We start from the raw sequence: 22,415 nt of genomic DNA, 5'->3' as shown, positions 1-22,415 counted from the left end.
GTCCCTCTGGGAACCGCCCGGGACAGCCAACAGACAGGAAATGATTTTATGGACCCCGAACCCGCTGCTCCTTCGGCCGCATCAGAGGCAGAATTCGACCCGGACTCCCCGGACAAGCAGTCCGAATCGGCGCTACGGTGGCTGATCGAACGCATCGAAGGCGAGGTCCGCACTTTGCAGCTGGGCAGTTTCAACCAGTCCGACGCCCTCGCCCTTGGCCTGTTGCTGGTGGAGATGGCCACCGGCCGGAAGCTCCCGGTCGCCATCGACATCCGCCGGAACGAGCACGTTTTCTTCCACGTCTCCCTGCCCGGCGCCACACCGGACAACGAAATCTGGGTGGAGAAAAAGAGCAGGACGGCGGAGCGGTATGCCGAGCCGTCGCTTCTGGTCGGTCTCAAGGGCCGCGTCGGCGGAGGAAGCATTGAAGACAACGGCTGGTTCGACCAGACTCGCTATGCACCTCATGGCGGGGCATTCCCTGTGTATGTGAAAGGCACCGGGCACGTGGCAACCGTAACGGTGTCCGGCTTGCCGCAGAAGGATGATCACGACTTCGTCGTCGAGGCACTGACCGCGTTCCGCGACCGCATCAAGGACTAAGCAGGAACCCGAGCCCGACCGGGCGACCGAGCCGGCCCGTACATGTACAGTTTCTGAACTCTGCCCTAGCGGGAGTGCCCTGGGGGTCCTTGGCTCACAACAATGCTCGCTGACAATCAACGCGGACAGGACCGAAGGGACAGCGTGGCGCGACGCCCGGCGCCGTGAAGCATCTAAGGCGGCTTGTGTGCCACCATCGTGTCTCGCAACCATCAGCTTGCGGGACAAACTCCGTTTTCCTATATCCCCCGCTGATCCACCGGCCCTTTCCGGTCATCCACGCCAGCCCGCTCATGGCCGTTGAAGATCACTCAGAGATGCATGTACATGGGCCGCGGCCGAGTTTGAACATTTATGACGGATCAACCAAGCCAGGACAGCCCGGAAGAAAGTCCAGATCCCACACACCTGCACCCTGACGACGGATCGGACGCCATCCACAGACCCCCCGGAGACGTTTCCCGCTGCACCCGGAACGTCCTACGACACCGACGGTCTGGTGCCGCAAAGTCATGTCGCGTGCAACAGAGAACCGCATGAAATGGTGTCGGCAGAACCAGGAGGATAGGGACCAAAGTGAAGGTCCAAAAGCCGCCCGTGCACAAAAGTGTGCACAATGTGCACACCCCCTTTGGCCGGACAAACACGCGATGAGCGCACACTGCCTGGTGCGTAGAAGGCAGCTATCCGCGGAAGATCCTCGAAGAAGATTTGGCTTGGTCATGTCGTCACCACAACTCGGCACCATGAATTGGTGAAGGACCAACACCAGCCAGCACAGGAGCCAGAACGGAGACCCGAAGGACCGCACATCAGCAGGCGGAAGGCCCACCGGCCAAGACCCTCACCCCGCCACCCACACAACCGAACAGGCCACCGCGGCGCCAGGCACAAACCGCGGACAGCGTCAGAGGGACCCAACTGGGGACAATGTCCACACATTAAAGCAAAAACCCTCTGACGAGGGGTCTGAGCTGCTGCGGGGAATTCGGACAGCGGAATTAGTGGATTCTTCTACGCTGCCAGAGCTGGCTGTTGATAACCATAGTGGACTTCGTTAGGTCGACGGTAACCGAGCGCGGAGTGACGGCGCCCGCTGTTGTAAAACCCCTCGATGTAGCGGATGACGTCGCTCCGGGCCTGTGATTTAGTCGTGTAAACAGTCCGATAAACGCGCTCGTTTTTCAGGGCTGAGAAGAACGATTCGGCCATGCTGTTGTCCCAGCACATGCCCGTGCGCCCCAACCGCGCGGTCATGTCCTTATGCGGCGATGATGTCGCGTCTCCCAATTTAGCAGTCGGGTCATCGCGGGGGTGCGGGCGGCCATTCCTTCGAAGCCGTCAGGCAAAACCGTCCGGCACAGCAGCCACAGCCATACCCGCCACCCCTGGGTAGCCACGACACTACAACTGCCCCGGGAACCACCCGTCTTCAGGCGCTGCCTGTTACCTGGTCAATTGTCACGGGCGCCGTAGCCACGTTCCTGCGACCGTAAATCGTGACTTCGCATCAAAAGATAGTGCTGATTACCCTTGTGGTCTCGTTCCGCTAGGTGTCTTGTTGGAGGGCCGGGAATAGCGAGAGCAGAAATCCCGACGAGCAACTGTTGGGACTGACTGGGGGGTCCTTTTCCCCGCTGATTAGCGGAGGCCAAGTCTTACCACTTTTGCCACAGGAGACACAGATGTATAAGCGATTTTTTGCAATCATCGCCGCACTGGCGATGCTCATGTTCGGCGTCACCACATCGGCGCTGGCCGCCACCACCATCACTCCCGCTGCCGCCCCGACGGGCACGCATCTTCAGTCGGGAACGATCGGCTGTAGCGTCAACACAGCAACCCAGGTCGTCAGCTGCACCACGTTCGAATTGGCGGGCGTCGGAAACACCAACGCCACAGCAACCTTGATCACGACCTACACGGCCACGGTCCAATGCCGCAACCGCGGTGGCCAGATCGTCGAGGTCAAGTCTCAGGTCAAGGCCGCCGAGGCGACCACCGGAGACATCGCGCCCAAGAACGGCAGGCTCAGGGTCCCAGCGCTGAGCTCGTCGACCGTCCCGACGGCGGCACAGTTCGAGGCCCAAGCGACCTGCCCCAACGGCAACTGGACCAAGGAACTGCTCGGAGGAACCATCACGCTCAGCAGCTTCACCTACACGCTGCACTTCGCCGGCTTCACCGGCGACTACATCACGATCACCGGGCCATGACCATCGCAGCCCAGTAGTTTCGCGCAAGTCGGAGAGCCGGGGCCAGGCCCCGGTTCTCTGACGTCGACGGCGCGATCTCGTTGAGGGTGTAGTCGAACGCACAACCGGGTCCCGCGGCTGCCTTAGCGTCAGCCTCGGTGGTGATGCGGAACGGGCGTGGTTGACAGGCCACCAGGCCCTGATAGCGCATGATCTGCCGCACCAGCTCGCGAGAGCATTCGGTCTGTTCCGCTGCGAGATCAGCGTGAATGCGCCGGTACCCGTAGGTGCCCTCCGACTCGGCCTACACCGTACGAGGTGGCCACGTCCTTGATCGGCTTGGACGTGTTGATCACCTCGCGGCACAGCTCGTCTTTGAATTCCTAGGTAAATCGTCTGCGTGATTCGGTCATGCTGATCTCTACTTTCGGTAGACCCTCATTTAAAGAGGGCCCACTGTCCGAGATCTCCACAGCAGCTCAGATCGAGATGCCTCGGGAACGCAGGACACCGCCGTCAGACTGGGTGTCAGAACGTCGATCAGACAGCCCAGGGATGCGAACTCTTGGGCCAGCGGATACCAAGCCGAGACGTCGCCCGGGTCGAGCAGGTAATACCTGAAGGTGTAGTTGCCGGCATCGTGGGCAATGCCTGTTGCTACAAGGGGCCCCTCTGCAGATCGGACTACGGTGACGCGGTCACCCAGATTAAGGTCGTACACGTAGGCTGGCACGCCGAGAACAGTAAACGTGCCATCGCTTTTCACTCCGCCCTTTCAGTCCTTCCCAGTACCTGACACCGTCAGGTTCCTCTGGCAGTGCGAACCATACTGTTTCAGTCGCTGCCGCAGCTTCCGGCCAAGGTTCCAGCTGTCCGTCCCGCCAATGAGTGACCAGGCTCGGGTGGAGCCGATATTCGTCCATGCGCCGAGCCTAGCGGCTGGCAAAAGGCCGAAAGCTTGCAACACGGCCGTCAGCAGTGGATGTGGCCCGGACCGTCCCATTAGAGGGGTCCTTGAATGGACGTATTCCAACCGATATCCGGCCGTAGTGAAGTTGGATACGGGCAGGGTTTCGCTTCAATTGGTTACGTCGGCTCGAGGTCGGGTTCGTTTCGAAAGCTAGTGACCATTTCTTCGAACGTGGAAACGTGCTTTTGGATTCTTGCCGCGTCCAGTTCGGAGTTGAGCCACGGCTTACGCTTCCCAACCAGGAGAACATCTAACAGCTTGCCGTCGACTTCGAAGGGCGTCGTTAGCGGAAGAAGGGCGTTCAAGGCATCTGATTCCAGAGTTTCAGGCAATCGTGCTCGGAGCCAAGCGATCTGCTCTGTCGTGAACAGGTTGAATGGGATCAATAACTTCTCAAGGTTGGTCAGCGGACCAAGAGGCTGGATACGACCATCGTCGATGCGTTTGGGAAGTAAGCTCAGGCTCAGCAATCCCGTCAGCGAGGCCAGGGGTTCCAGCGTCTCGAAAGTGGTCTTGCTCCAAACCGCGTCACCGAGGATGAGCTCCTTCAGTGCGTGCCCGCTCAAGAGGTCATCCAGCCGGTGGAGCCGGGTGAAATCCTCCACGCGCAACGCAGTCAGATGCGGCGTACACGAAAGGTTCCACAATCGCGTTGACCGCTGATTCCAATAGAACGAGACCATCCGGAGTCCTGACAGGTCCTCAAACGGTGTAAGGTCCTCAAGCTTGGGGCACTTCCAGAGCTCAATCGCTGTGAACTGCCTTCCGTAGCTGGAGACCAGTCGCTCAACGCCGGCTGGTCAAGCCCGCTGATACGAAGGGCGGTCGCATCAGGGCGGACCTCGATTTTCGAGAATTGGCCGAAATCGAACCTCCCGCCGCCGATCTCCGTCTGGACAAGGTCGAGCAACCACGGGGGCTGGGCATCGCTCGCACGCCGGAGCTCCATTAGGTCCTTGGGGTCTGATTCCAGGCTTGCTCCGTCCTGCTTAAAAGCCTTTGTCAGCGCCGGTCGAAAAGTGAGCCGTTTCGTGGGCCGTCACTATGGCTCAGTTTTCGACCGTCACCGACAGCCTTCAACATGGTTTCCGCAAACCTATCAACCGGGGCTTACAGACGGGCGTTGCCGGTTTGACCGCCCGCAGAGCTGTTAGGCATGGTTGGCAGCTCCCTGGGAGCAATGTCGTTTGGTCGACAGGTTACCGAACCGGTGCCAATGATCTTAACCAGCGTTCCACCAAGGTTCGGTCACTCTGACGTCATGCGTATTCCGCAAGCCTCCCTGATGAGGCGCAAAAGTATGCGGTCTTCATCAAACCATGCCGTATCACCGGATCCGCCAATCGGAATGCCCTCCGAGTAATCGGTCTCCCAAGAAGCGATTCGCTCACCCGACTCCGGCGAAATTGGCAGTGACAGCGGATCCGTAAGTTGTCTCGAAACCCCTTGGGTTTCGAGACATACCTGTGCATTTGTGAATAGGAGTACCGAGCGAACGGAAGCTCTGTGCATAAGAGTACCGGCCAGCTAGTGACCACAAGCCCTCTGCACAAACCCTAAAATTCAGGGGAAGCTTGTGCAGCCAGCTTCTGAAAACGACATCAGAAGTCGCCTGCACTGAATGTCAGAAGTCGTCTGCACTGCGATTGTGTGTCCGTGAGCGGAACCCATGGAGGAACCTTGAACGGGCGTTTAGCACCGAGTCCTCAGGCCATCCTTGCGAGACTCCGTGCGGCACTCGAACGTGTGACCCGCAGGGGTAAATGGCGGTGTTTTCGCAACGCTATTTGTCCCCCGGCAGCCCGCGGTGAGGTGTGGGCTGAAGGATGGGTGTCACCAGTTTTCGTGGCTGTCCTTGGTCGAGGCCGCCTTGAAGGAATTACCGACAAGTGGTCCCTCGGGGATTCCCGCGCCCGTTGTCAGGGCACACCCCCACGGTGAGAAGGTACTCATCAAGAATCTTCCGGGCGCCGCCATATTTCGCGGCTTCTGGGTCGGATTCGGTTCGCCAGACTGCGAAGATCTGGGGTTGCTGGAAGATTCCGCCCGACACGAATGCTGCCACTCCTTGTTCAAAGGGCACCAGGAGCGCTGGGTGGCAGTCCCATTTCTCGATGCAGAGTGGCGCGCTACGATCCTCAATTCCTGTGCACGGCGAGAGTTCCGACCTTGCGCAGTACTGTTCGGCCCAGGTTGCGATCGACTCTTTCGACGGGTCTTTCGACTGTGGAACTGGCGCGAGTCCATATTTGTCGGCATCCACGGTGACGAGTGCTAACCCTTCCGGTCCGCCTGTCGGATACGAAAGAGTAGTGTCCGGGATGGAGGTTGCAGATGTCGATCCGTCGGAGGATGGCGGGGGCGAGGTGCATCCCGCCAGAAGCAAGATGGCCGCAAGGGGAATCGCGGCACGCGGCGCGCTGGCCATGGATTCACGTTAGCTCTCGGCATATATTCTGCACAAGAGTCGCTGCAACGGGCCAGGGTCGTAGTATCGAGCACAGGAAGCCCGCCGCTCCCCAATCGGCGGGCTTCCCGTGTCGAGGGGCCTGAATTAGCTGGGACCCGGGGAAGAACACGCATCCACGAGGCGGCATCCACGAAACGGTCGTTTTCAGGCGCACCCAGGAGCGTTGCATCGGCAGCACCTGTCTTACGCTCGTAGCAATCCCCTACAGGTGGACACAGGCAGTTCGTCTCGGGTCAGCGCTGCCCAATTGGGCAGACTAATCCGTGGAATGGTCCGTCTGGAGAAGCCAGTACATGGCCTCATGGCGGGAGGTGAAAAACCGAGTGGGACACGGGAGTGTCCGCCGTGCCATAGCGAAGTTCGCAATGACACGACTTACCGGGCTTGAGCCAAGCAGGGCGATTCGTGAAGCGGCGCACTTGACGCTGAAAACAGACTTTGCCTGGCGGGTCACTGCTTGGGTGTTCGCCATGTCGATCAACATCGGGTACTCGGCACCGTCGGCAAGCTCATTGACCTTTGCCATAGCCGCATGTACATCAGCGGCCTCCAGAACAGTCCCCGCCTTCCACACAAGGTGGAGAACTCCCTCATCGAGTTCCACGGTGCCCTTGCCGCCATCAACGGTGATTGGTTTCATTTTTGCTCCCCCAGCATCTTGTGTAGCTAAGAATAACCGCCTGCTTCGAGGTGCGCAGCGAAAAGACGAGTCAAAGGCGACGCTTCATCCCAGATAATGACTGTTGGTGCAGAGGACTATCGAGCAAAATGCATTTCCGTGCAGGGCACTTCTGACATTTCAATGTCCATACTCGTCTGCACTACCCCGCAATTCCGCGGGCGCCTGTGCAGGAGTCATCCGCACTAAGTTCTTGGGCGGCGGTCTTGTTGCCTCACCGGCGGCCCGGCTCCGCGCCTGTTTCCATGCGGCATTGGCATCGTCAGCTGTCCCTGCGAAACAATGCGAAGCTTATCGGTCTCCTTTGGGAACAGGAGTACCGAACAGAAGCGGCCTGACTGCAGAGGAGTGCCGATCAGCCAGTGTTCACAAGTCGCCTGCGCCACCCGAAACTACGGGATAGTCAGTGGAGTCAGCTTCTGAATGACACGAACATGGCCGCGCGGCTGGCTGCAGAGAATCCTGATTACGCCGACGTCGTGGTCCCGGAACGTGACGAGCTGAGCATCTCGGGCGTTGTAACCCGCTGTCTCCCATCGCTTAGACTTCATGGCAGCAGGAACCGTGATCAAGGGTCTGCTCCCTAACACGAAATACACCGTGGATATCTACTGGGCCCACGGAGCCTGTAGAGCGGCGCGGAGAGGACGCTCACGTCCCTCAGTTGTCAGTCGCTTAGGTAAGTGAGGAGCCTCGACAAGTCCCTTTCGCGGGCAGAGGAACGTTAGCTAGTCGTCCTGCTCCGGCTGGTAATCCTGACGCTGGCTGGATTGAGTAGCCGGCCTTCCATCGGAATTCTTACCTCCGGCCGCCCTGCGCTTGGCCCACGCAGTCGACGTTTTGGCTACGTTTATCGGGTTGAGCTTCTCAGCCCTCTCCAGTTTCGCAGTGTCTCCTTTGGCCATGTATCGCATAACCAGCCAGACTTCGGTGAGAACGACGACCGCCAGTACCGGGATGCTAATGATGCCCGGCCAGCCATTCACAATCTGCAGAGCGACACCGAACGGCACATACAGCAGGATGATGATGCCCAGCCATTTGAACATTTTCAGGTCGTTGGTCGAAAATCCCTCGAACCGCCACGGCTCACGGCGTTTAGGCTCAGGAGGACGAAGCTCTGGTGGCAGTGGAAGATCCGGGACCTGCTCGGGGCTCCACAGCCTGGGCGGGCGGTTCTCCCGCTTGGCCTCCTGCTTTTCCATCTCGAACGCGGCCATCTTGTGCTTCTGATTGCGGTCGTTGTACTGCTTGAGGCGCGTCCGCTTCCATTCAACATCGCTCATACGAGCCTGGTGTTCGCGGTTCTGCTGCGCTTCCCGCGCGCGCGTGTCGGCAGCACGTTCGCCGCCTGTGGAGCTGAACCAGCCCATAATTTCCCCCAATATTTAATGAGTCGCCTCGCGTTGACCCATGAGTATTCGTCAGGCTAACCATACGCCGAGGCAAAAGCGATGAATGGCGCACCGATCAGGAAGGCCATTCTTTGTGCATCCGTAACTGAAACACCTCGAATATGTTGGGGTATCCATTAGACCTTGAATCCATCATTCGTGATTCACGGTGTTCTGGGCCAACGACGGGAGGCCAAGTAGAACGCAAAAACGACAGCCCTTTCATGGAGCGGGCGCTTGGGTGAGCGGCGAGCACTCCGAGGTCCCAGAAAGCCATCAACAATCCTGCAGTAGCCGGTGAACCCGCGTGGGCCCCCGACGGCACCTCGTTGACAGTCGAAAACTGGGCGATGCTAGCGCACGTTTCCGCGTCGTTGCGAAAGGGCCCCGTCCCTAGTCGGAGCTACTTTCGGCAGGTGACTGTCTGTCCTTGGTTGAGGGCCTTATGCCCGTCAACATATTGCGCGACCTTCATGGTCATGCTGTCGGGGCCGAACGTCAGTTCCGTCCTGGCATCTGTGTCAGAGCTTTTCGCGGGATCATCGCCGAGGCCAAGGAACGCTTCCGTCGTCCCTGGAACCTGAATGCGCTCAGGCATCTTGACATATGACTGTCCAAGGAGAAGCGCGCCGTCCTTGTACTCCCACTCGTCCGTCCTGGACACGGACGCTTTCTTGCCGGGGCCGTCGTAAGAGGTCATGACGCCGCTGGACTCGAACTCCACGTCAGGGCTGATTGCTTTGACCAGGTTAGAATCAGCGCCGAAAAACTGGACGTCGCTATCCCACTCACCGCTGGAATCACCTTTGCAGTGCCATCTGCCGACGAGGAAGTCCGCGAGCAGGACTTCATTGGCCGCCGGACAGGAGGAGTCCGTCGAGGTCCTCCAGGGACTCGGGCATCCGGGGAAGCCAACCGTCAGCGACCCAAGCATCACGTGGTGAGACCCCAATTTCGCTGTGGGGCCGGTCGTTGTACGCGGCGACGAAGCTCCCGATGGCGCGATCCAGTCCCGGGAGATCGAGCGCGGGCGTGGTTTCCTGTTCCCGGGCCCAAGGTGTCCGGGAAGGGTGGAGAGAACTTCGGTGTTTATGGTCCCGAAGAACCGTTCGATCTTTCCTCTGCCCTGGGGACGGCCAATGGTCGAATGGATGATGCGGACGTGCAGCTCGATGGCTGTGCGTTCGAGGTAGTGGCTGGTGAAGTCGGAGCCGTGATCCACGTGCAGGATGTCGGGCAGCCCGCACATTGCCCAGCTGGGGTCGCTCTTGCGCCAGATCGCCTGGCGGAGCGCCAGGGCTGTGTTCAGTGCTGATGGTGCGCCGGTGAAGATGGTGTAGCCACAGAGCGCCCGGGAGTAATCGTCCATCACTGTCGTCAGCCATGGTCGGTCAGGTTTCCCGGTGGCGCCGCTAATGAGGATGTCCAGTTGGGTGTGGTCCGCCTGCCATATCTGGTTGGGCCGGTCGGCGCGGCGGCGAAGGACAAGTTCATGCCGGTCCCGATAGGATGCGGGACCTTCGAGAGCCAGGGTCACCAGGGCAGGGTCTAGTGCCTGGACGATCTCGCGGACAACGGAGTAGCTCGGCGCCAACGCGCCTCTTCTGCCCGCTTCGGCCGCGGCGAGTCTGTGCAGTGTTGCCATGCTCGGGCGGGGCTTCGTCAGTGCAAGTCCCTCGATAAACGTAACCATTCCTGGGTCTATGCGCCGCGTGCCGGCATCGGCGCGCGGATGCGGGTCGAGAGCACTCGCACCACCAGCCCGTTAGAGCCGAAGCCAACGTTGAAGAGTGCGGGTGCTGATCCCCGTTTCACGGGCGAGGGCGGCAAGGGGAATCTGGTCCTCGACGTGAAGTCGAAGGACGCTCCAGCGCTCTTTGCCGGTCAGGAACACCTACATGGCGATGCCCTCGCGCGCGGCGAGGGCTTGCTGGTGGCGGTAAAGAGTCGCACGGCTCCAGCCCACGAGGCGGGCCGCGTCCTCCGCTGTGCGTCCCTTCGCCCGGGCGTCCTGCGCGATGGCTAGCTTGTCCGTAATGACAAGCGGATCCGTTAGCGGTCGGCCAAAGCGTGTTCCGTTCTGTCTGGCAGCGGCGATGCCGGCATTCACACGCTCGACAATCAACTCGCGCTCATACTCAGCCAACGTGGCGAGCATGTTCAGCATCAGCCGACCCGTCGAAGTCGCCGGGTCGATGCCGTCTGAGATGGATCGGACCTGAACGCCGCGTTCTCTCAGCAGGTTCACGGTGTTCAGCACATCGATCATGACCGGCCCAGCCGATCGACCCGCCACACAACGGCAGTGTCGCCCTCCTCTGCGTACTCGAGGAGCCTCTTCATACCAGGTCGCTCGATCGCCGTCTTACTTCCGGAGGTCACGTGGGCGAAAACGGCCCGCTTCTGCACGCCGGCGGAAACCAGTGCGTCGAGCTGCAGCTGGGCATCCTGGCTCAAAGTACTAACTCGGCGTATACCCCAAATGCCTCATTAGGCCATTCTGACTCAAAAAGTCCCTCACCGGCCCTCATTGAGACAAATCATGGTGAGACGCGTTTCCGAGACATAAGCAAGCCCGGATTTTTCAGCAGGCCGCTAACCCCTCTCAGGTCCAGAACATTGTCTTGAAAAGCTTATGTTTTCCGAGACGCCGGGACTGTCTGAATAACGGTGTGTGGGGTCCGGCCTGATCCGAAAGGAGACGGCCGTGTCAGAGTCCACGACCGCGATGACAGGGGTGATGATCGATCCTGTGACGGGAGAGATCATCGATCAGAAGGAGCTTGCGGAGCGGTTGCTCGCGCAGGCCAAGGAGCAGGGCGTGAGCCTGGTAGGCCCGGGCGGGCTGCTGAACCAGCTCACGAGGAACGTGCTGGAAACCGCGCTTGAAGCGGAACTGACCGAGCACCTCGGGCACGAGCACGGCCAGACGCCGATCGCAGCGAACATGCGCAACGGCACCAGGCCGAAAACCGTGCTGACCGAGATCGGCCCGGTCGAGATTGAGGTGCCCCGGGATCGGGACGGCTCGTTCGAGCCGGTGATCGTGCCCAAACGGAAACGGCGTCTGGACGGGATCGACCAGATCGTCCTATCGCTGTCCGCCCGGGGGCTGACCACCGGGGAAATCGCCGCGCACTTCGAGGAGGTCTACGGGGCCAAGGTCTCCAAAGACACCATCAGCCGCATCACGGAGAAGGTCGCCGGGGAACTGGCCGAATGGTCGGCCCGACCTTTGGACCCGATCTATCCGGTGCTCTTCGTTGACGCGATCGTGGTCAAAGTCCGTGACGGGCAGGTGCGCAACACCCCGTTCTACGTCGTCATGGGCGTCACCGTGAACGGTGAGCGGGAGATCCTGGGCATCTGGGCCGGCGACGGCGGCGAGGGTGCCCGGTTCTGGCTGCAGGTATTCTCCGAGCTGACGAACCGGGGCGTTGAAGACGTGTTGATCGCCGTCTGCGACGGGCTCAAGGGCCTGCCGGAGGCCATCACGACCACGTGGGAGCGAACAGTGGTGCAACAGTGCATCGTGCACCTGATCCGCAACAGCTTCCGCTACGCCGGACGCCAGCACCGCGACGGCATCGTCAAGGCCCTCAAGCCGGTCTACACGGCCCCGTCCGAGCAAGCGGCGAAGGACCGGTTCGCCGAGTTCACGGCCGAATGGGGTCAGCGATATCCGGCAATCGTGCGGCTCTGGGAGTCCTCCTGGGCGGAATTCGTGCCGTTCCTGGAGTACGACGTGGAGATCCGGCGGGTGATCTGCACAACGAACGCGATCGAGTCGATCAACGCCCGCTACCGGAGGGCTGTGAGGGCCCGCGGGCACTTTCCGAACGAGGCCGCCGCCCTGAAATGTCTGTATCTGGTCACCAGGTCTCTTGATCCGACCGGCGGCGGTCGGGCACGCTGGGTGATGAGGTGGAAGCCTGCGCTGAACGCGTTCGCGATTACCTTCGCCGGTCGGTTCGAAAGAACCACTCACTAATGAAAACCGGCCGGACCCACACACCGTTTATCGGACAGTCCCGAGACGCCGCCCGCAGGGGCACCATGTGGGTGGGCCTCAGCGTGCGAGGCCAGTAACAGGCCGGGGAGTCAGGGCCTGACGTAGGCCCAGCCCTGCCATTGGCGCTCCGCCAGGTGCGCCACTGCTGCTGGAACAGTGTTGATGCCAGCTGTAAGTTCTTTTGTGTCCAGTCCTGTCGACCGAAGGCTGTTTGCACAGGCAAGAATCTTCACGTTCAAGTGCTGTCTGTGGGTGATGGCGTCGCCGACCGGCGAGTCTGCAGCGAGCAGGCGTACGCCAGGGCCTTGGACCACGACTTCGATGGCTGTTCCTGGCGTGACCGCGGCACGTGCGTTGGCTGAGTTGCGCAGGATTCCTGCCAACGTGTTGGGCTCAAGTGGACCTGCTGCATGGATGAGCAAGCCGGGGCCGTTTGGTGCTTGTGGCATTTCAGGGGTGCGTTCGTTCTCAGGCGCTACTTTTTCCGTTAGTTGCCTACTGCGGCAAGGGCCCTGCGCAGACGGGCGCCGGCGTCGTCTGCGACCTCTTTAACAGCCGGTGAAGCGCTGAGTTGGACCATGGTTTGCGGGTCGATGGCCTCGATGATGGTCGTTCCTGCGTCTTTGCCTTGACGTACAACGACGTTGCAGGGCAGGAGCGCACCGATTTCGGGTTCTGCAGCGAGGGCACGGCTCGCAAGGCCCGGGTTGCAGGCACCAAGAATTACGTAGTCGCCGACGGCGTCAGCGGCTTCAGCGCCAAGCTTGGCCTCGAAGGTGGACCGGACGTTGATCTCGGTAAGGATTCCGAACCCTTGGGCCGAAAGGGCGTCGCGGGCGCGGTCAACTGCATCGGCCCACGGAAGAGTTACGGTCGTGCTGAGTGTGTACGTCATGGTTCTCCTGGGGTAGGGCGAAGGTCGGTCTGGTCAGGCGAGGGAGAGGAAGAGCTTTTCCAGCTCTTTCTTGTCCATCGTTGCGTCCTTCTGGACGATGCACTGCTCAAGGCCCGTGGCAATGATGGCGAACCCGGCCCGGTCGAGCGCTTTGGACACGGCTGCGAGCTGGGTAACGACGTCCTTGCAGTCCCGGCCTTCTTCGAGCATGCGGGTGACAGCGGCGAGCTGGCCCTGGGCGCGCTTGAGCCGGTTGATCACAGGCGTGAGTTCTGAGGGATTGAGTTCCAAGGGTTTCTCCAAATGTCCGGGGGGCTTGTCCAATCTTATACCCCCTAGGGTGTTTTGACTACCCCCCGGGGTATCAGTAATACTGGGTGGGGTATTCACCCTTCCCCCAATCGAGAGGCCAGCAATGACTTCCCCCTCCACGGCTCCCGCCGTCACCGCACTTGCTCCCGAGACCCTGTGCACCTGGATTGACCAGCACGAGGACCTCGTGGTGATCGATGTGCGCTCCGCCGCCGAGTTCGAATCCATGCACATCCGCGGTTCCTACAACGTGCCCCTGCCGCTGCTGTCCGAGCACACTGAGGAGCTCGCCGCCCGCCTGGGTTCCCGCGTGGTCCTGGTCTGCCAGTCCGGCGCCCGCGCCGAGCAGGCCCGCCAGCGCCTTGCCAAGGCCGGCATCGACTCCGCCTACGTCCTGACCGGCGGGGCACCGGGCTTCGCTGCCGCCGGTGGGGACGTCGTCAAGGGCAAGGACCGCTGGGACCTTGAGCGCCAGGTCCGTCTCGCCGCAGGTTCCCTGGTGGTCCTGGGCCTGGCCGGCGGCAAGTTCGTCTCCCCGAAGATCCGCGTGCTCGCCGGCGCCATCGGCACCGGCCTGACCTTCTCGGCCGCCACCAACACCTGCGCCATGGGCCAGGCCATCTCGGCAATGCCGTGGAACAAGGCTGCCAAGGAACCCACCCGCGAAAGCGCCATCCTGACCCTCCCCGCCGCTGGTGTCCGGGAGGAGGCCAAAGCCTCATGACCATCACCCTGCTCCTGGTCCTTGCCCTCTCGGTAGTCATCGGACTCTCACTCGGTGTCCTGGGCGGCGGCGGATCGATCCTGACCGTCCCGATCCTGGTGTACGTGGCCGGTTTCGAGGCCAAGGAAGCCATCGCGGCATCGCTCTTTGTCGTCGGCGTCACCTCGGCGGTGAGCGTGTTCAGCCATGCCCGCGGGGGAAGGGTGATGTGGCGGACGGGCCTGATCTTCGGCGCGGCCGGCATGGCCGGCGCGTTCGTCGGCGGCCTGCTGGGCGGGCACATCCCGGGCCAGATCCTGCTCATCGCCTTCGCGGTCATGATGGTGGCCACCTCCGTGGCCATGCTCCGCGGCCGGAAGAAGAAGTCCGACGACGGCGCCGCACCCGTCAAGCATGAACTTCCCCTTGGCAGGGTGCTGCTGGACGGCGCCGTCGTCGGGCTCATTACCGGCCTGGTCGGAGCGGGCGGCGGGTTCCTTGTGGTGCCTGCCCTGGCATTGCTGGGCGGCCTGCCGATGTCCGTTGCCGTGGGCACTTCCCTGGTGGTCATCGCCATGAAGTCCTTCGCAGGACTTGCCGGTTACCTCACCACCGTCCAGCTCGACTGGGGCCTCACCCTCGGCGTGACGGCCGCCGCCATCGTCGGCACCCTCGCCGGGTCCAAACTCGCCGGCCGCATCCCGGAAGCTGCGCTGCGCAAGGCATTCGGCTGGTTCGTTCTGGCCATGGGAACCTTCGTCCTCATCCAGCAGGCCCCGGCCGATCTGCGGTGGCTCATCACCGCCGGCGTTGCAGCGTTGACAGCCGCCACGGCAAGTATTTGCTGGTTCTTCATCAGCTCCTGCCCCCTGCGCAACCGCAGCGGCCGCCGCAGCAACATTCCCTCACCCGCCTGAACCTGGCACCCATCAAGGAGAACACCATGGGCCTCATCAGCTCCCTGAAGAAAGCCTTCAGCAAGCCCTACAAGACAGTCTCAGTCGTTGAGGCAAAGGACCTCCTGTCCTCAGGAGCCGCACTGATCGATGTCCGCTCCGTCCAGGAATGGCGCTCCGGCCGGGCGCCCCAGGCCAAACACCTCCCGTTGGACCGGCTGCAAGCCGGCACCGCCGGAATCAACAAGAACCGGGCAGTGATAGCCATGTGCGCCTCCGGCGTACGCTCCGCGTCAGCGGCCCGGCTCCTCGCATCCCAGGGGTACGAGGCGTACTCCCTGCGCGGCGGCATCGGCGCCTGGCGCCAGGCCGGCGAACCCGTCCGCTGACAACAGCCCACAACATTTCGAAGGAGAACCCAATGGCTGAAATCACCATCACCGAAGCCGGGCAGCGGCGCTCCACCGCCTGCATCCTCGATGTCCGCGAGGACTTCGAAGTCGCCGAAGGCATGATCCCCGGCGCCCTGCACATCCCCATGGGCCAGCTGCAGGCGCGTCTTTCCGAACTGGACCCCGCCGTGCCCGTCATTGCGGTCTGCCGCAGCGGCAACCGCAGTGCCGCCGTGGCCGAAGCGCTCAACGGTGCGGGATATAAGGCCGACACAATGGCCGGCGGCATGACCGCCTGGACCCGCGCCGGCCTCCCCACCACCTGACCCCGCAGTCCCGCAGAAACTAACCAAGGCAATGCCTGAAAGGACATGAAAGACGATGGCAACCATCGACATCACCGAACAGAGTTTGGCCCAGACCCTGGAGAACAACGACATCGTCTTCGTTGACTTCTGGGCGGCCTGGTGCGGCCCGTGCCGCATGTTCGCCCCTACCTACGGAGCCGCGGCCGAACGGCACCCGGACATCACCTTCGCCAAGGTCGACACGGAAGCAGAACAGGCCCTCGCCGCCGCAGCGGGCATTACCTCCATCCCCACCCTGATGGCCTTCAAGGACAAGACACTGGTCTTCTCCCAGCCCGGAGCCCTCAACGCCACCGGACTCGAGGAAGTCATCCAGGCCGTGAAGGACGTGGACATGGACAAGCTCCGCACCGAGGCCGCACAGCAACAGCCCTAACACCCGGAGCAAGAAAACACTGGCAAATCCAGCATTCGGGAATACCCCCAGGGGTATCCTTGTTGGAATCAGAGAGAACGACGAAATTTCCCTCCACCCCTTACGAAGGAGATCACCCAAGATGCTTATCGAGCGCATTTACGATGAAGACCTCGCCCAGGCCAGCTACCTGATCGGCTGCCAGGCCAACGGCACGGCCGTTGTTGTTGACGGCCGCCGCGACATCGCGGTGTACCAGGAACTGGCTGAGAAGAACCGCATGAAGATCGTGGCCGTCACCGAAACCCATATTCACGCCGATTATCTTTCCGGCACCCGCGAACTGGCCGCCGCCACCGGCGCGAAGATCTACGTCTCGGGCGAGGGTGGGCCGGACTGGCAGTACGAATTCGACGGCGAACGCCTCTACGACGGTGACAAGATCACGATCGGCAACATCAGCATCCAGGCCCTCCACACTCCGGGCCACACCCCCGAGCACCTGTCCTTCCTGGTCACCGACGGTGCCTTTTCCGACCAGCCCGGCTACCTGCTTTCCGGTGACTTCGTTTTCTCGGGCGACCTGGGCCGTCCGGACCTGCTGGACGAGGCGGCCGGCGGCGTCGACACCCGCTTCGAAGGTGCCAAGCAGCTATTCGCCAGCCTGCGGGACAAGTTCCTGACCCTGCCGGACTATGTCCAGGTCCACCCGGCGCACGGAGCCGGCAGTGCCTGCGGAAAGGCACTCGGGGCCATCCCGTCCTCAACGGTTGGCTATGAGCGGCTCTACTCCTGGTGGGGTCCCTACCTCGCCGCGAACGACGAGCAGGGCTTCATTGACGAACTCCTCGACGGCCAGCCCGATGCGCACGCGTACTTCGGACGGATGAAGCGGGAGAACCGTGAAGGACCTGCCGTCATGGGTGAGCGGACACCATTGCCCGAGCTCGCCACGGGCATTGTTGCTGCGGGCCTGGCTGAGGACACTCTGACCTTCATCGACACCCGTTCCAACAGTGAGGTCCACGAAGGCACCGTGACCCGTTCCCTGAACGTGCCGGCCGGAAAGTCAGTGGCCAGCTACGGCGCCTGGGTAGTGAACCCCGAAACGGACAAGAACCCGCTGGTGCTGCTGGCACCGGACCAGGAAGCCGCACAGGACATGTGGGACCACCTGGTCCGGGTCGGCATCGACAACGTTGCCGGCTACGTCACCAGCATCGAAGGACTCCCCATGTCCACTCCGAAACTGATCCAGCCTGAGGAGCTGCAGGACTTTGACGCCGCCATGGTCGTGGACGTTCGCAACCGCAGCGAACACATCGCCGGGAACATCCCCGGGTCCTACCAGCTCAGCGGCGGCCGGATCATGTGGCACCTGGACAAGCTCCCCACCGAAGGAACCATCGTCACCTACTGCCAGTCCGGGGTACGGAACTCCGTCGCGGCCAGCGCCCTGCGCCGTGCCGGGTACGACGTCGTCGAACTCGACGGCAGCTACGCCGCCTGGGACGCCTTCCAGCAGACACGGCACAACGCCGACGCATCAGCCTAGAACCCTCACCAACCCCAACGCTGCCCGGGCAGGACCCCCCTCCTGCCCGGGCTTCCAGCCCGGGCGCGCACCCCACGCGCCCGGGCACCTTCATTTACCCGCACACGGAATGGACCGCCACGAATGCCCGGCAGCACACCCCCGCGCCCTACCCCGGGATCACACCGGACGCCGTACTGGGCCTTCGGCAAAACCTGGCGCAGTTCATGCTGCTGGTGGCCATCAACGCCCTCGTCGGCGGGACCCTCGGACAGGAACGCACCGTCCTGCCCCTCCTCGCTTCCCAGACATTCCACCTGGACCTCTACACCAGTGCGCTGACGTACATCCTCGCCTTCGGCCTGTCCAAAGCCGCGACGAACTACTTTGCAGGAACACTCTCTGACCGGTACGGCCGCAAACCCGTCCTCGTCACCGGCTGGCTGGTCGCAATACCCGTACCGCTCATGCTCATCCTCGGCCCGTCCTGGGAATGGATCGTGGCCGCGAACGTGTTCCTCGGTATCAGCCAAGGCCTGACCTGGTCCACCGCGGTGATCATGAAGATGGACCTGACCGGCCCCAAACAGCGCGGCCTCGCCATGGGCCTGAACGAAGCGGCAGGCTACCTCGGCGTCGCCGTCACCGCCCTGGCCACCGGATACATCGCCTCCACCTACGGGCTCCGGCCCGGCCCCTTCCTCCTCGGAGCCGCCTACATCGCCCTAGGATTGGGCCTGTCAGTCCTGACCGTGCGCGAAACCCGCCACCATGCCAGGAGCGAGGCCTCCCAGCACGTCAGTACACACAGCAGCGCCCACGCCGGACTCACCACAGGCCAGATCTTCACCCTCACCAGCTTCAAAGACCGTTCCCTCTCCGCAGCCAGCCAAGCCGGCCTGGTTAACAACCTTAACGACGGCCTCGCCTGGGGCCTCTTCCCGGTCCTGTTCGTCAGTTCCGGGCTCAACCTGAACCAAGTGGGAATCCTGGCCGCCGTCTACCCCGCGGTCTGGGGCGCCGGGCAACTCTTCACCGGAGCCGCCTCAGACCGGTGGGGCCGCAAATGGCTCATCGTGGCCGGCATGATCGTCCAAGCCGCGGGACTCGCGTTAGTCGCCGCATCCCACAGCTTCGGGCCCTGGCTCATCGCCGCAGTTCTCCTGGGACTTGGAACAGCCATGGTCTACCCCGCCCTCCTAGCCGCAATCGGAGACGTCGCACACCCCACCTGGCGGGCCCGCTCCGTCGGCATCTACCGCCTGTGGCGCGACGGCGGATTCGCCGTAGGCGCGCTCCTGTCGGGCCTTCTCGCAGACATGCATGGGATTCCCGCTGCCATCGCCACTGTCGCGGCACTCACCGCCGCCTCTGGCTTAGTGGTTGCCGTCCGAATGCGCGGCAACGACCACATAACGGGGTAGAAACTATCGCTCAGCCTGACCCACGGCCCGAACGATTCCGCACAAAACGGACTCCTATCAGCGACACATATCGACAACAAAACGCCGCCAAGTACCGTCAAAACCCACAGGAGCGAGTGCAGACGACTTCTGAAAACGACACCTCTCGCGGGAGTCCGGGTTCGTCAGGGTAGAGGCGTGAGACGTCTCGTATCTCAAGAGTTACGAGACGATCAGGACTGTGCGCCTATGGCACCTTCACCGTGCATTTCATCGTGCGGGGTAAACGATCGTATCCAGGCCACGCGCGCCCGGCGCCGTGGGTGACCAGCGGGCTGGCGGTCCAGGCGTCAGCAGAGCTGCGCGAGCAGACGACGCTCGACACGTTCCATGACCCCCAGGAAGGTAGACTCGTCGCCGTAGGCGCGGGTAATGATGAGTCCACCCTGGATCATGGCAACGGCGTCCAATGCGTTCTCGTGAGCATCCCCGGGAGTTAGCCCGCCGCGCTGCAGCAGCGCGGCCAACGCGTCGACCCAGTCCACGAAGTAGGCCTTGACCTCACCGGCGAACGTCTCCTTCTCCTCCCCGAGTGTCATTGCGGCGAATAGGCAGACATTCTCGCGGGAGACGAAATAGTCCGCGACCGCCCTCGTCATAGCCGAGACCGCCTCAGCGGCGTCAGTTGCGGAACGAAGCGGTGCGAAAACCGCATCCTCGAACCAGTCGCTCACCTGATCCAGCACAGCCCTGGCCATGTCTGTCTTCCCGTCCGGGAAGAAGTGGTACAAGCTGCCGCGACCGATGCCAGCCTCCTGCTGGATGACGGACAGGGAGCTGCTCTCAAACCCTCGCCGGCGGAAGACACCGGCGAGGGCGCGAACGGCGTCCGAGCGTTCGAGGAGGGTGCGTGGCATTACAGTCCGAGTTCGCTCAGACCGGGGTGATCCGCGGGGCGGGGCCCGGAGGTGTCCCAGAAGAACTTGCGGTCGGACTCGTTGATGGCGAGGTCGTTGATGCTCGCGTGGCGATGTGTCATGAGTCCATCCTTGTCGAAGTGCCAGTTCTCGTTGCCGTAGGCGCGGAACCACTGGCCCGCGGCGTCATGATACTCGTACGCGAAGCGGACGGCAATGACGTCGTCGGTGTAGGCCCACAATTCCTTGATGAGCCGGTAGTCGAGCTCGCGCTCCCACTTGTCGGCGAGGAACTCGACGATGGCGGCGCGACCCTGCACAAACGTCGAGCGATTGCGCCACCAACTGTTCTCGCTGTAGGCGAGGGAAATGCGCTCGGGATCACGAGTGTTCCAGCCATCCTCGGCTGCACGGACCTTCTCGATGGCGGTTTCTTCGGTGTACGGAGGGAGGGGGGGACGAGACATGATGGGCTCCTTCGAGATATGCAGTTGTACCATTCGGTACAAGCTGTACTAAACAGTACAACTCCTGAGCAGTCGACGTCAACCCGTAGAAAACGTTGGTCGTAGGTAAGGCGCCTAGTCTCTACGGCGCCAAGCGTGTTCCGTTTTGCCTGGCGGCGGCGATGCCGGCGTTGACTCTCTCGACGATCAGCTCGCGCTCATCCTCGGCGAGGGTGGCGAGCATGTTCAGCATCAGCCGGCCCGTCGAGGTCGCAGGGTCGATGCCGTCAGAAATCGATCGGATGTGGATGCCGCGGTCGCGCAGCATGGTCACGGTGTTCAGCACGTCAATCAGTGACCGGCCCAACCTATCAACCCGCCACACAACGACAGTGTCGCCCTCCATGGCGTACTCGAGAAGCCTTTTCATTCCGGGCCGTTCGATCGCCGTCTTGCTTCCCGATGTCACATCGGCAAAGACGTCGCGTTTCTGCACCCCGGCGGCGATCAGCGCGTCCAGCTGCAGCTGGGCGTCCTGGCTGGAAGTGCTGACGCGCGTGTAACCCAGTTGCCTCACCATGCCATTTTGACTCGAAATGTCCTCGAAGTGCCTCCGTCGAGACGGTTTGTGGTGAGTCGCATTTTCGAGACGCAGGGAGCCCTGCTCTCCCGCATAGTGGACCGGCTCCCCCGGGCTCAGGAGCGGTGTCTCAAAAAGTGTTGTTTATCAAGACGTGGCGGGGGCGATTCTCGTAGACAGGTGAGCGGGTGTCGGCCCGAGCTGATCAGTGCGAGGCCGCCAAGGGTTTCGAGGCGGAGAGGTTTTTAGACACCGAGTTAGAACGTTGGTCAGCTTCGTTCGGTGCTTTCGATGACTGAAGTTGTTGGGCGCGGCTCGGGTGTTTGGTTCTGGGTTGCTTGGTTGTGAGTTGCGGCCCAGTGGGCGAGGAGTTGGAGGCTGTCGTGGGAGGTGGAGCCCGGTTCGGCGGTGTAGGCGATGACGGAGAGGCCTTTGTCGGTGGCAATGTCAAGTCTTTCGAAGGTCAGGTCCAGGTCTCCGACGACGGGGTGGTGCACTTGTTTTGATGCGGAATGGTGAAGCCGTACGTCGTGGGCGGCCCAGAGCGTGCGGAAGTCGTCGCTGCGGGTGGCGAGTTCTCCGATGAGGTCGCTGAGGTCCCGGTCGTAAGGTGCCCGCCCGGCTGCACTGCGTAGGAGTGCTACCGTCTGCCGGGCCGTGTCATCCCAGGTCCGATAGAAATCCCTGGAGCAGGGGTCGAGGAAGATGAACCGCCCGAAGTTCGCCGGTCTCTGGGGTTGGATGTACATCTCCGAGTAGAACGCCCGCCCGAGCTGGTTCGAGGCGACGAGGTCCAGCCGTTCGTTTTGCACGATGGTGGGCAGAGCGGTCATCGCGTCGATCATCCTTTGCACGCCCGGGCGTACGTGCTGTGCCCGGGGAGCACTGCGACGACGCTGCGGCTTCGCGCCCTCGTTGGCGGCGCGCACCAAGTCGTAGAGGTGGGCCCGCTCGGCATCATCAAGCTTCAACGCCTGGCTAATTCCTTCCAAAACCGATTCCGAGACGCCCTTGGCGTTACCCCGCTCAAGCCGGATGTAGTACTCGGTGCTCATCCCCGCCAGCAGGGCAACCTCTTCACGTCGCAGGCCATCGACACGGCGTTGACGGTACCCGAAGACGGGCAGGCCAGCTTGTTCGGGCGTGATCCTGGCCCGCCGGGTCATCAGGAATTCACGGATCTCGTTGGCGCTGTCCATCCTTTGACGCTACGCCCAAAAACCGGTGTTAGGGGGTCACTGGCATTAACCCGATCAGCGGGGACTCCCTTGCCTGTTTCCAGCGGGATTGA

The 22,415-nt window shown here is 62.1% G+C and carries 23 protein-coding genes and 3 pseudogenes; 10 read left to right on the top strand and 16 right to left on the bottom strand.

Annotated features, from left to right (window positions below; translation table 11 throughout):
• Positions 1 to 48: 48 nt before the first annotated feature.
• Positions 49 to 603: a heme-degrading domain-containing protein gene (locus tag J2S97_RS18990; protein WP_307051494.1), complete on the top strand. Its 555-nt coding sequence runs from the start codon at positions 49 to 51 to the stop codon at positions 601 to 603.
• Positions 604 to 1,617: 1,014 nt separating this feature from the next.
• On the opposite strand, the gene J2S97_RS18985 is transcribed toward J2S97_RS18990, so the two are convergent.
• Positions 1,618 to 1,848: an integrase core domain-containing protein gene (locus tag J2S97_RS18985; RefSeq protein ID WP_373460596.1), complete on the bottom strand. Its 231-nt coding sequence runs from the start codon at positions 1,846 to 1,848 to the stop codon at positions 1,618 to 1,620.
• Between the two features lie 440 nt (positions 1,849 to 2,288).
• Between J2S97_RS18985 and J2S97_RS18980 the strand changes: the two genes are divergently transcribed.
• Positions 2,289 to 2,819, top strand: a complete 531-nt coding sequence (locus tag J2S97_RS18980) for a hypothetical protein (protein WP_307051493.1) — start codon at positions 2,289 to 2,291, stop codon at positions 2,817 to 2,819.
• Positions 2,820 to 2,931: 112 nt separating this feature from the next.
• Here the strand turns inward: J2S97_RS18980 and J2S97_RS18975 are convergent.
• The 8 genes and pseudogenes from J2S97_RS18975 to J2S97_RS18945 form a co-directional block, all read right to left on the bottom strand.
• Positions 2,932 to 3,099: pseudogene (locus J2S97_RS18975) on the bottom strand (IS3 family transposase); the annotation flags it as partial.
• A gap of 141 nt (positions 3,100 to 3,240) precedes the next feature.
• The gene (locus J2S97_RS24060) at positions 3,241 to 3,564 is read right to left on the bottom strand and encodes a DUF4265 domain-containing protein (protein WP_373460591.1); all 324 of its coding nucleotides are present in this window, start codon (positions 3,562 to 3,564) and stop codon (positions 3,241 to 3,243) included.
• Between the two features lie 320 nt (positions 3,565 to 3,884).
• Entirely contained in the window at positions 3,885 to 4,451 is a 567-nt protein-coding gene (locus J2S97_RS18970) for a hypothetical protein (protein ID WP_307051492.1), read from the bottom strand.
• 2,043 nt (positions 4,452 to 6,494) lie between these two features.
• Complete coding sequence (locus tag J2S97_RS18965) at positions 6,495 to 6,878, bottom strand: DUF7793 family protein (RefSeq protein WP_307051491.1); 384 nt, start codon at positions 6,876 to 6,878, stop codon at positions 6,495 to 6,497.
• 767 nt (positions 6,879 to 7,645) lie between these two features.
• Positions 7,646 to 8,302 carry a hypothetical protein gene (locus tag J2S97_RS18960; RefSeq protein WP_307051490.1) on the bottom strand — a complete coding sequence of 219 codons (657 nt, stop codon included), beginning with the start codon at positions 8,300 to 8,302 and terminating at the stop codon, positions 7,646 to 7,648.
• Between the two features lie 412 nt (positions 8,303 to 8,714).
• A complete protein-coding gene (locus tag J2S97_RS18955) occupies positions 8,715 to 9,956 on the bottom strand; it encodes a DDE-type integrase/transposase/recombinase (protein WP_307051489.1) in 1,242 nt (413 codons plus the stop codon).
• Positions 9,957 to 10,076: 120 nt separating this feature from the next.
• Positions 10,077 to 10,205, bottom strand: coding sequence for a helix-turn-helix domain-containing protein (locus tag J2S97_RS18950; RefSeq protein ID WP_307051488.1), 129 nt, complete (start codon positions 10,203 to 10,205; stop codon positions 10,077 to 10,079).
• Positions 10,206 to 10,802, bottom strand: a pseudogene (locus tag J2S97_RS18945) (recombinase family protein).
• Between the two features lie 249 nt (positions 10,803 to 11,051).
• On the opposite strand from J2S97_RS18945, the gene J2S97_RS18940 reads away from it, so the two are divergent.
• On the top strand, positions 11,052 to 12,302 hold the full coding sequence (locus J2S97_RS18940; RefSeq protein WP_307051546.1) for an IS256 family transposase: 1,251 nt from the start codon (positions 11,052 to 11,054) through the stop codon (positions 12,300 to 12,302).
• 110 nt (positions 12,303 to 12,412) lie between these two features.
• On the opposite strand, the gene J2S97_RS18935 is transcribed toward J2S97_RS18940, so the two are convergent.
• Genes J2S97_RS18935 through J2S97_RS18925 form a run of 3 tightly spaced genes read right to left on the bottom strand, consistent with a single transcriptional unit; the run spans position 12,413 to position 13,509 of the window.
• Positions 12,413 to 12,772, bottom strand: a complete 360-nt coding sequence (locus J2S97_RS18935) for a DsrE family protein (protein ID WP_307051487.1) — start codon at positions 12,770 to 12,772, stop codon at positions 12,413 to 12,415.
• Between the two features lie 38 nt (positions 12,773 to 12,810).
• Positions 12,811 to 13,218 (bottom strand): DUF302 domain-containing protein, encoded by a 408-nt coding sequence (locus J2S97_RS18930; RefSeq protein ID WP_307051486.1) that lies wholly within the window; start codon positions 13,216 to 13,218, stop codon positions 12,811 to 12,813.
• Positions 13,219 to 13,251: 33 nt separating this feature from the next.
• Positions 13,252 to 13,509 (bottom strand): metal-sensitive transcriptional regulator, encoded by a 258-nt coding sequence (locus J2S97_RS18925; protein WP_017200146.1) that lies wholly within the window; start codon positions 13,507 to 13,509, stop codon positions 13,252 to 13,254.
• Positions 13,510 to 13,633: 124 nt separating this feature from the next.
• On the opposite strand from J2S97_RS18925, the gene J2S97_RS18920 reads away from it, so the two are divergent.
• The 7 genes from J2S97_RS18920 (at position 13,634) to J2S97_RS18890 (ending at position 19,202) form a co-directional block, all read left to right on the top strand.
• On the top strand, positions 13,634 to 14,254 hold the full coding sequence (locus J2S97_RS18920) for a rhodanese-like domain-containing protein (RefSeq protein ID WP_307051485.1): 621 nt from the start codon (positions 13,634 to 13,636) through the stop codon (positions 14,252 to 14,254).
• On the top strand, positions 14,251 to 15,150 hold the full coding sequence (locus tag J2S97_RS18915; RefSeq protein WP_307051484.1) for a sulfite exporter TauE/SafE family protein: 900 nt from the start codon (positions 14,251 to 14,253) through the stop codon (positions 15,148 to 15,150). Before J2S97_RS18920 ends, J2S97_RS18915 begins: the two co-directional genes overlap by 4 nt.
• 26 nt (positions 15,151 to 15,176) lie before the next feature.
• The gene (locus tag J2S97_RS18910; protein WP_307051483.1) at positions 15,177 to 15,518 is read left to right on the top strand and encodes a rhodanese-like domain-containing protein; all 342 of its coding nucleotides are present in this window, start codon (positions 15,177 to 15,179) and stop codon (positions 15,516 to 15,518) included.
• Between the two features lie 32 nt (positions 15,519 to 15,550).
• Positions 15,551 to 15,847, top strand: coding sequence for a rhodanese-like domain-containing protein (locus tag J2S97_RS18905; protein ID WP_307051482.1), 297 nt, complete (start codon positions 15,551 to 15,553; stop codon positions 15,845 to 15,847).
• 55 nt (positions 15,848 to 15,902) lie between these two features.
• On the top strand, positions 15,903 to 16,265 hold the full coding sequence (trxA, locus tag J2S97_RS18900; RefSeq protein ID WP_307051481.1) for a thioredoxin: 363 nt from the start codon (positions 15,903 to 15,905) through the stop codon (positions 16,263 to 16,265).
• A gap of 121 nt (positions 16,266 to 16,386) precedes the next feature.
• Positions 16,387 to 17,799: an MBL fold metallo-hydrolase gene (locus tag J2S97_RS18895; RefSeq protein ID WP_307051480.1), complete on the top strand. Its 1,413-nt coding sequence runs from the start codon at positions 16,387 to 16,389 to the stop codon at positions 17,797 to 17,799.
• A gap of 206 nt (positions 17,800 to 18,005) precedes the next feature.
• On the top strand, positions 18,006 to 19,202 hold the full coding sequence (locus J2S97_RS18890) for an MFS transporter (protein ID WP_307051479.1): 1,197 nt from the start codon (positions 18,006 to 18,008) through the stop codon (positions 19,200 to 19,202).
• A gap of 329 nt (positions 19,203 to 19,531) precedes the next feature.
• Here the strand turns inward: J2S97_RS18890 and J2S97_RS18885 are convergent, their stop codons facing one another.
• From J2S97_RS18885 to J2S97_RS18870, 4 genes and pseudogenes are all read right to left on the bottom strand, one after another.
• Positions 19,532 to 20,098, bottom strand: a complete 567-nt coding sequence (locus tag J2S97_RS18885) for a TetR/AcrR family transcriptional regulator (RefSeq protein WP_307051478.1) — start codon at positions 20,096 to 20,098, stop codon at positions 19,532 to 19,534.
• Positions 20,098 to 20,565, bottom strand: coding sequence for a nuclear transport factor 2 family protein (locus J2S97_RS18880; protein ID WP_307051477.1), 468 nt, complete (start codon positions 20,563 to 20,565; stop codon positions 20,098 to 20,100). Before J2S97_RS18880 ends, J2S97_RS18885 begins: the two co-directional genes overlap by 1 nt.
• A 133-nt stretch (positions 20,566 to 20,698) precedes the next feature.
• Positions 20,699 to 21,121 (bottom strand): annotated as a pseudogene (locus J2S97_RS18875) (recombinase family protein); the annotation flags it as partial.
• Between the two features lie 272 nt (positions 21,122 to 21,393).
• The gene (locus J2S97_RS18870) at positions 21,394 to 22,323 is read right to left on the bottom strand and encodes a helix-turn-helix transcriptional regulator (RefSeq protein WP_307051476.1); all 930 of its coding nucleotides are present in this window, start codon (positions 22,321 to 22,323) and stop codon (positions 21,394 to 21,396) included.
• Between the last annotated feature and the right edge of the window lie 92 nt (positions 22,324 to 22,415).

The sequence above is a fragment of the Arthrobacter oryzae genome (assembly GCF_030812315.1).
Classification (GTDB): Bacteria; Actinomycetota; Actinomycetes; order Actinomycetales; family Micrococcaceae; genus Arthrobacter; species Arthrobacter oryzae_B.
This window is presented reverse-complemented; position numbering and strand designations above follow the sequence as displayed.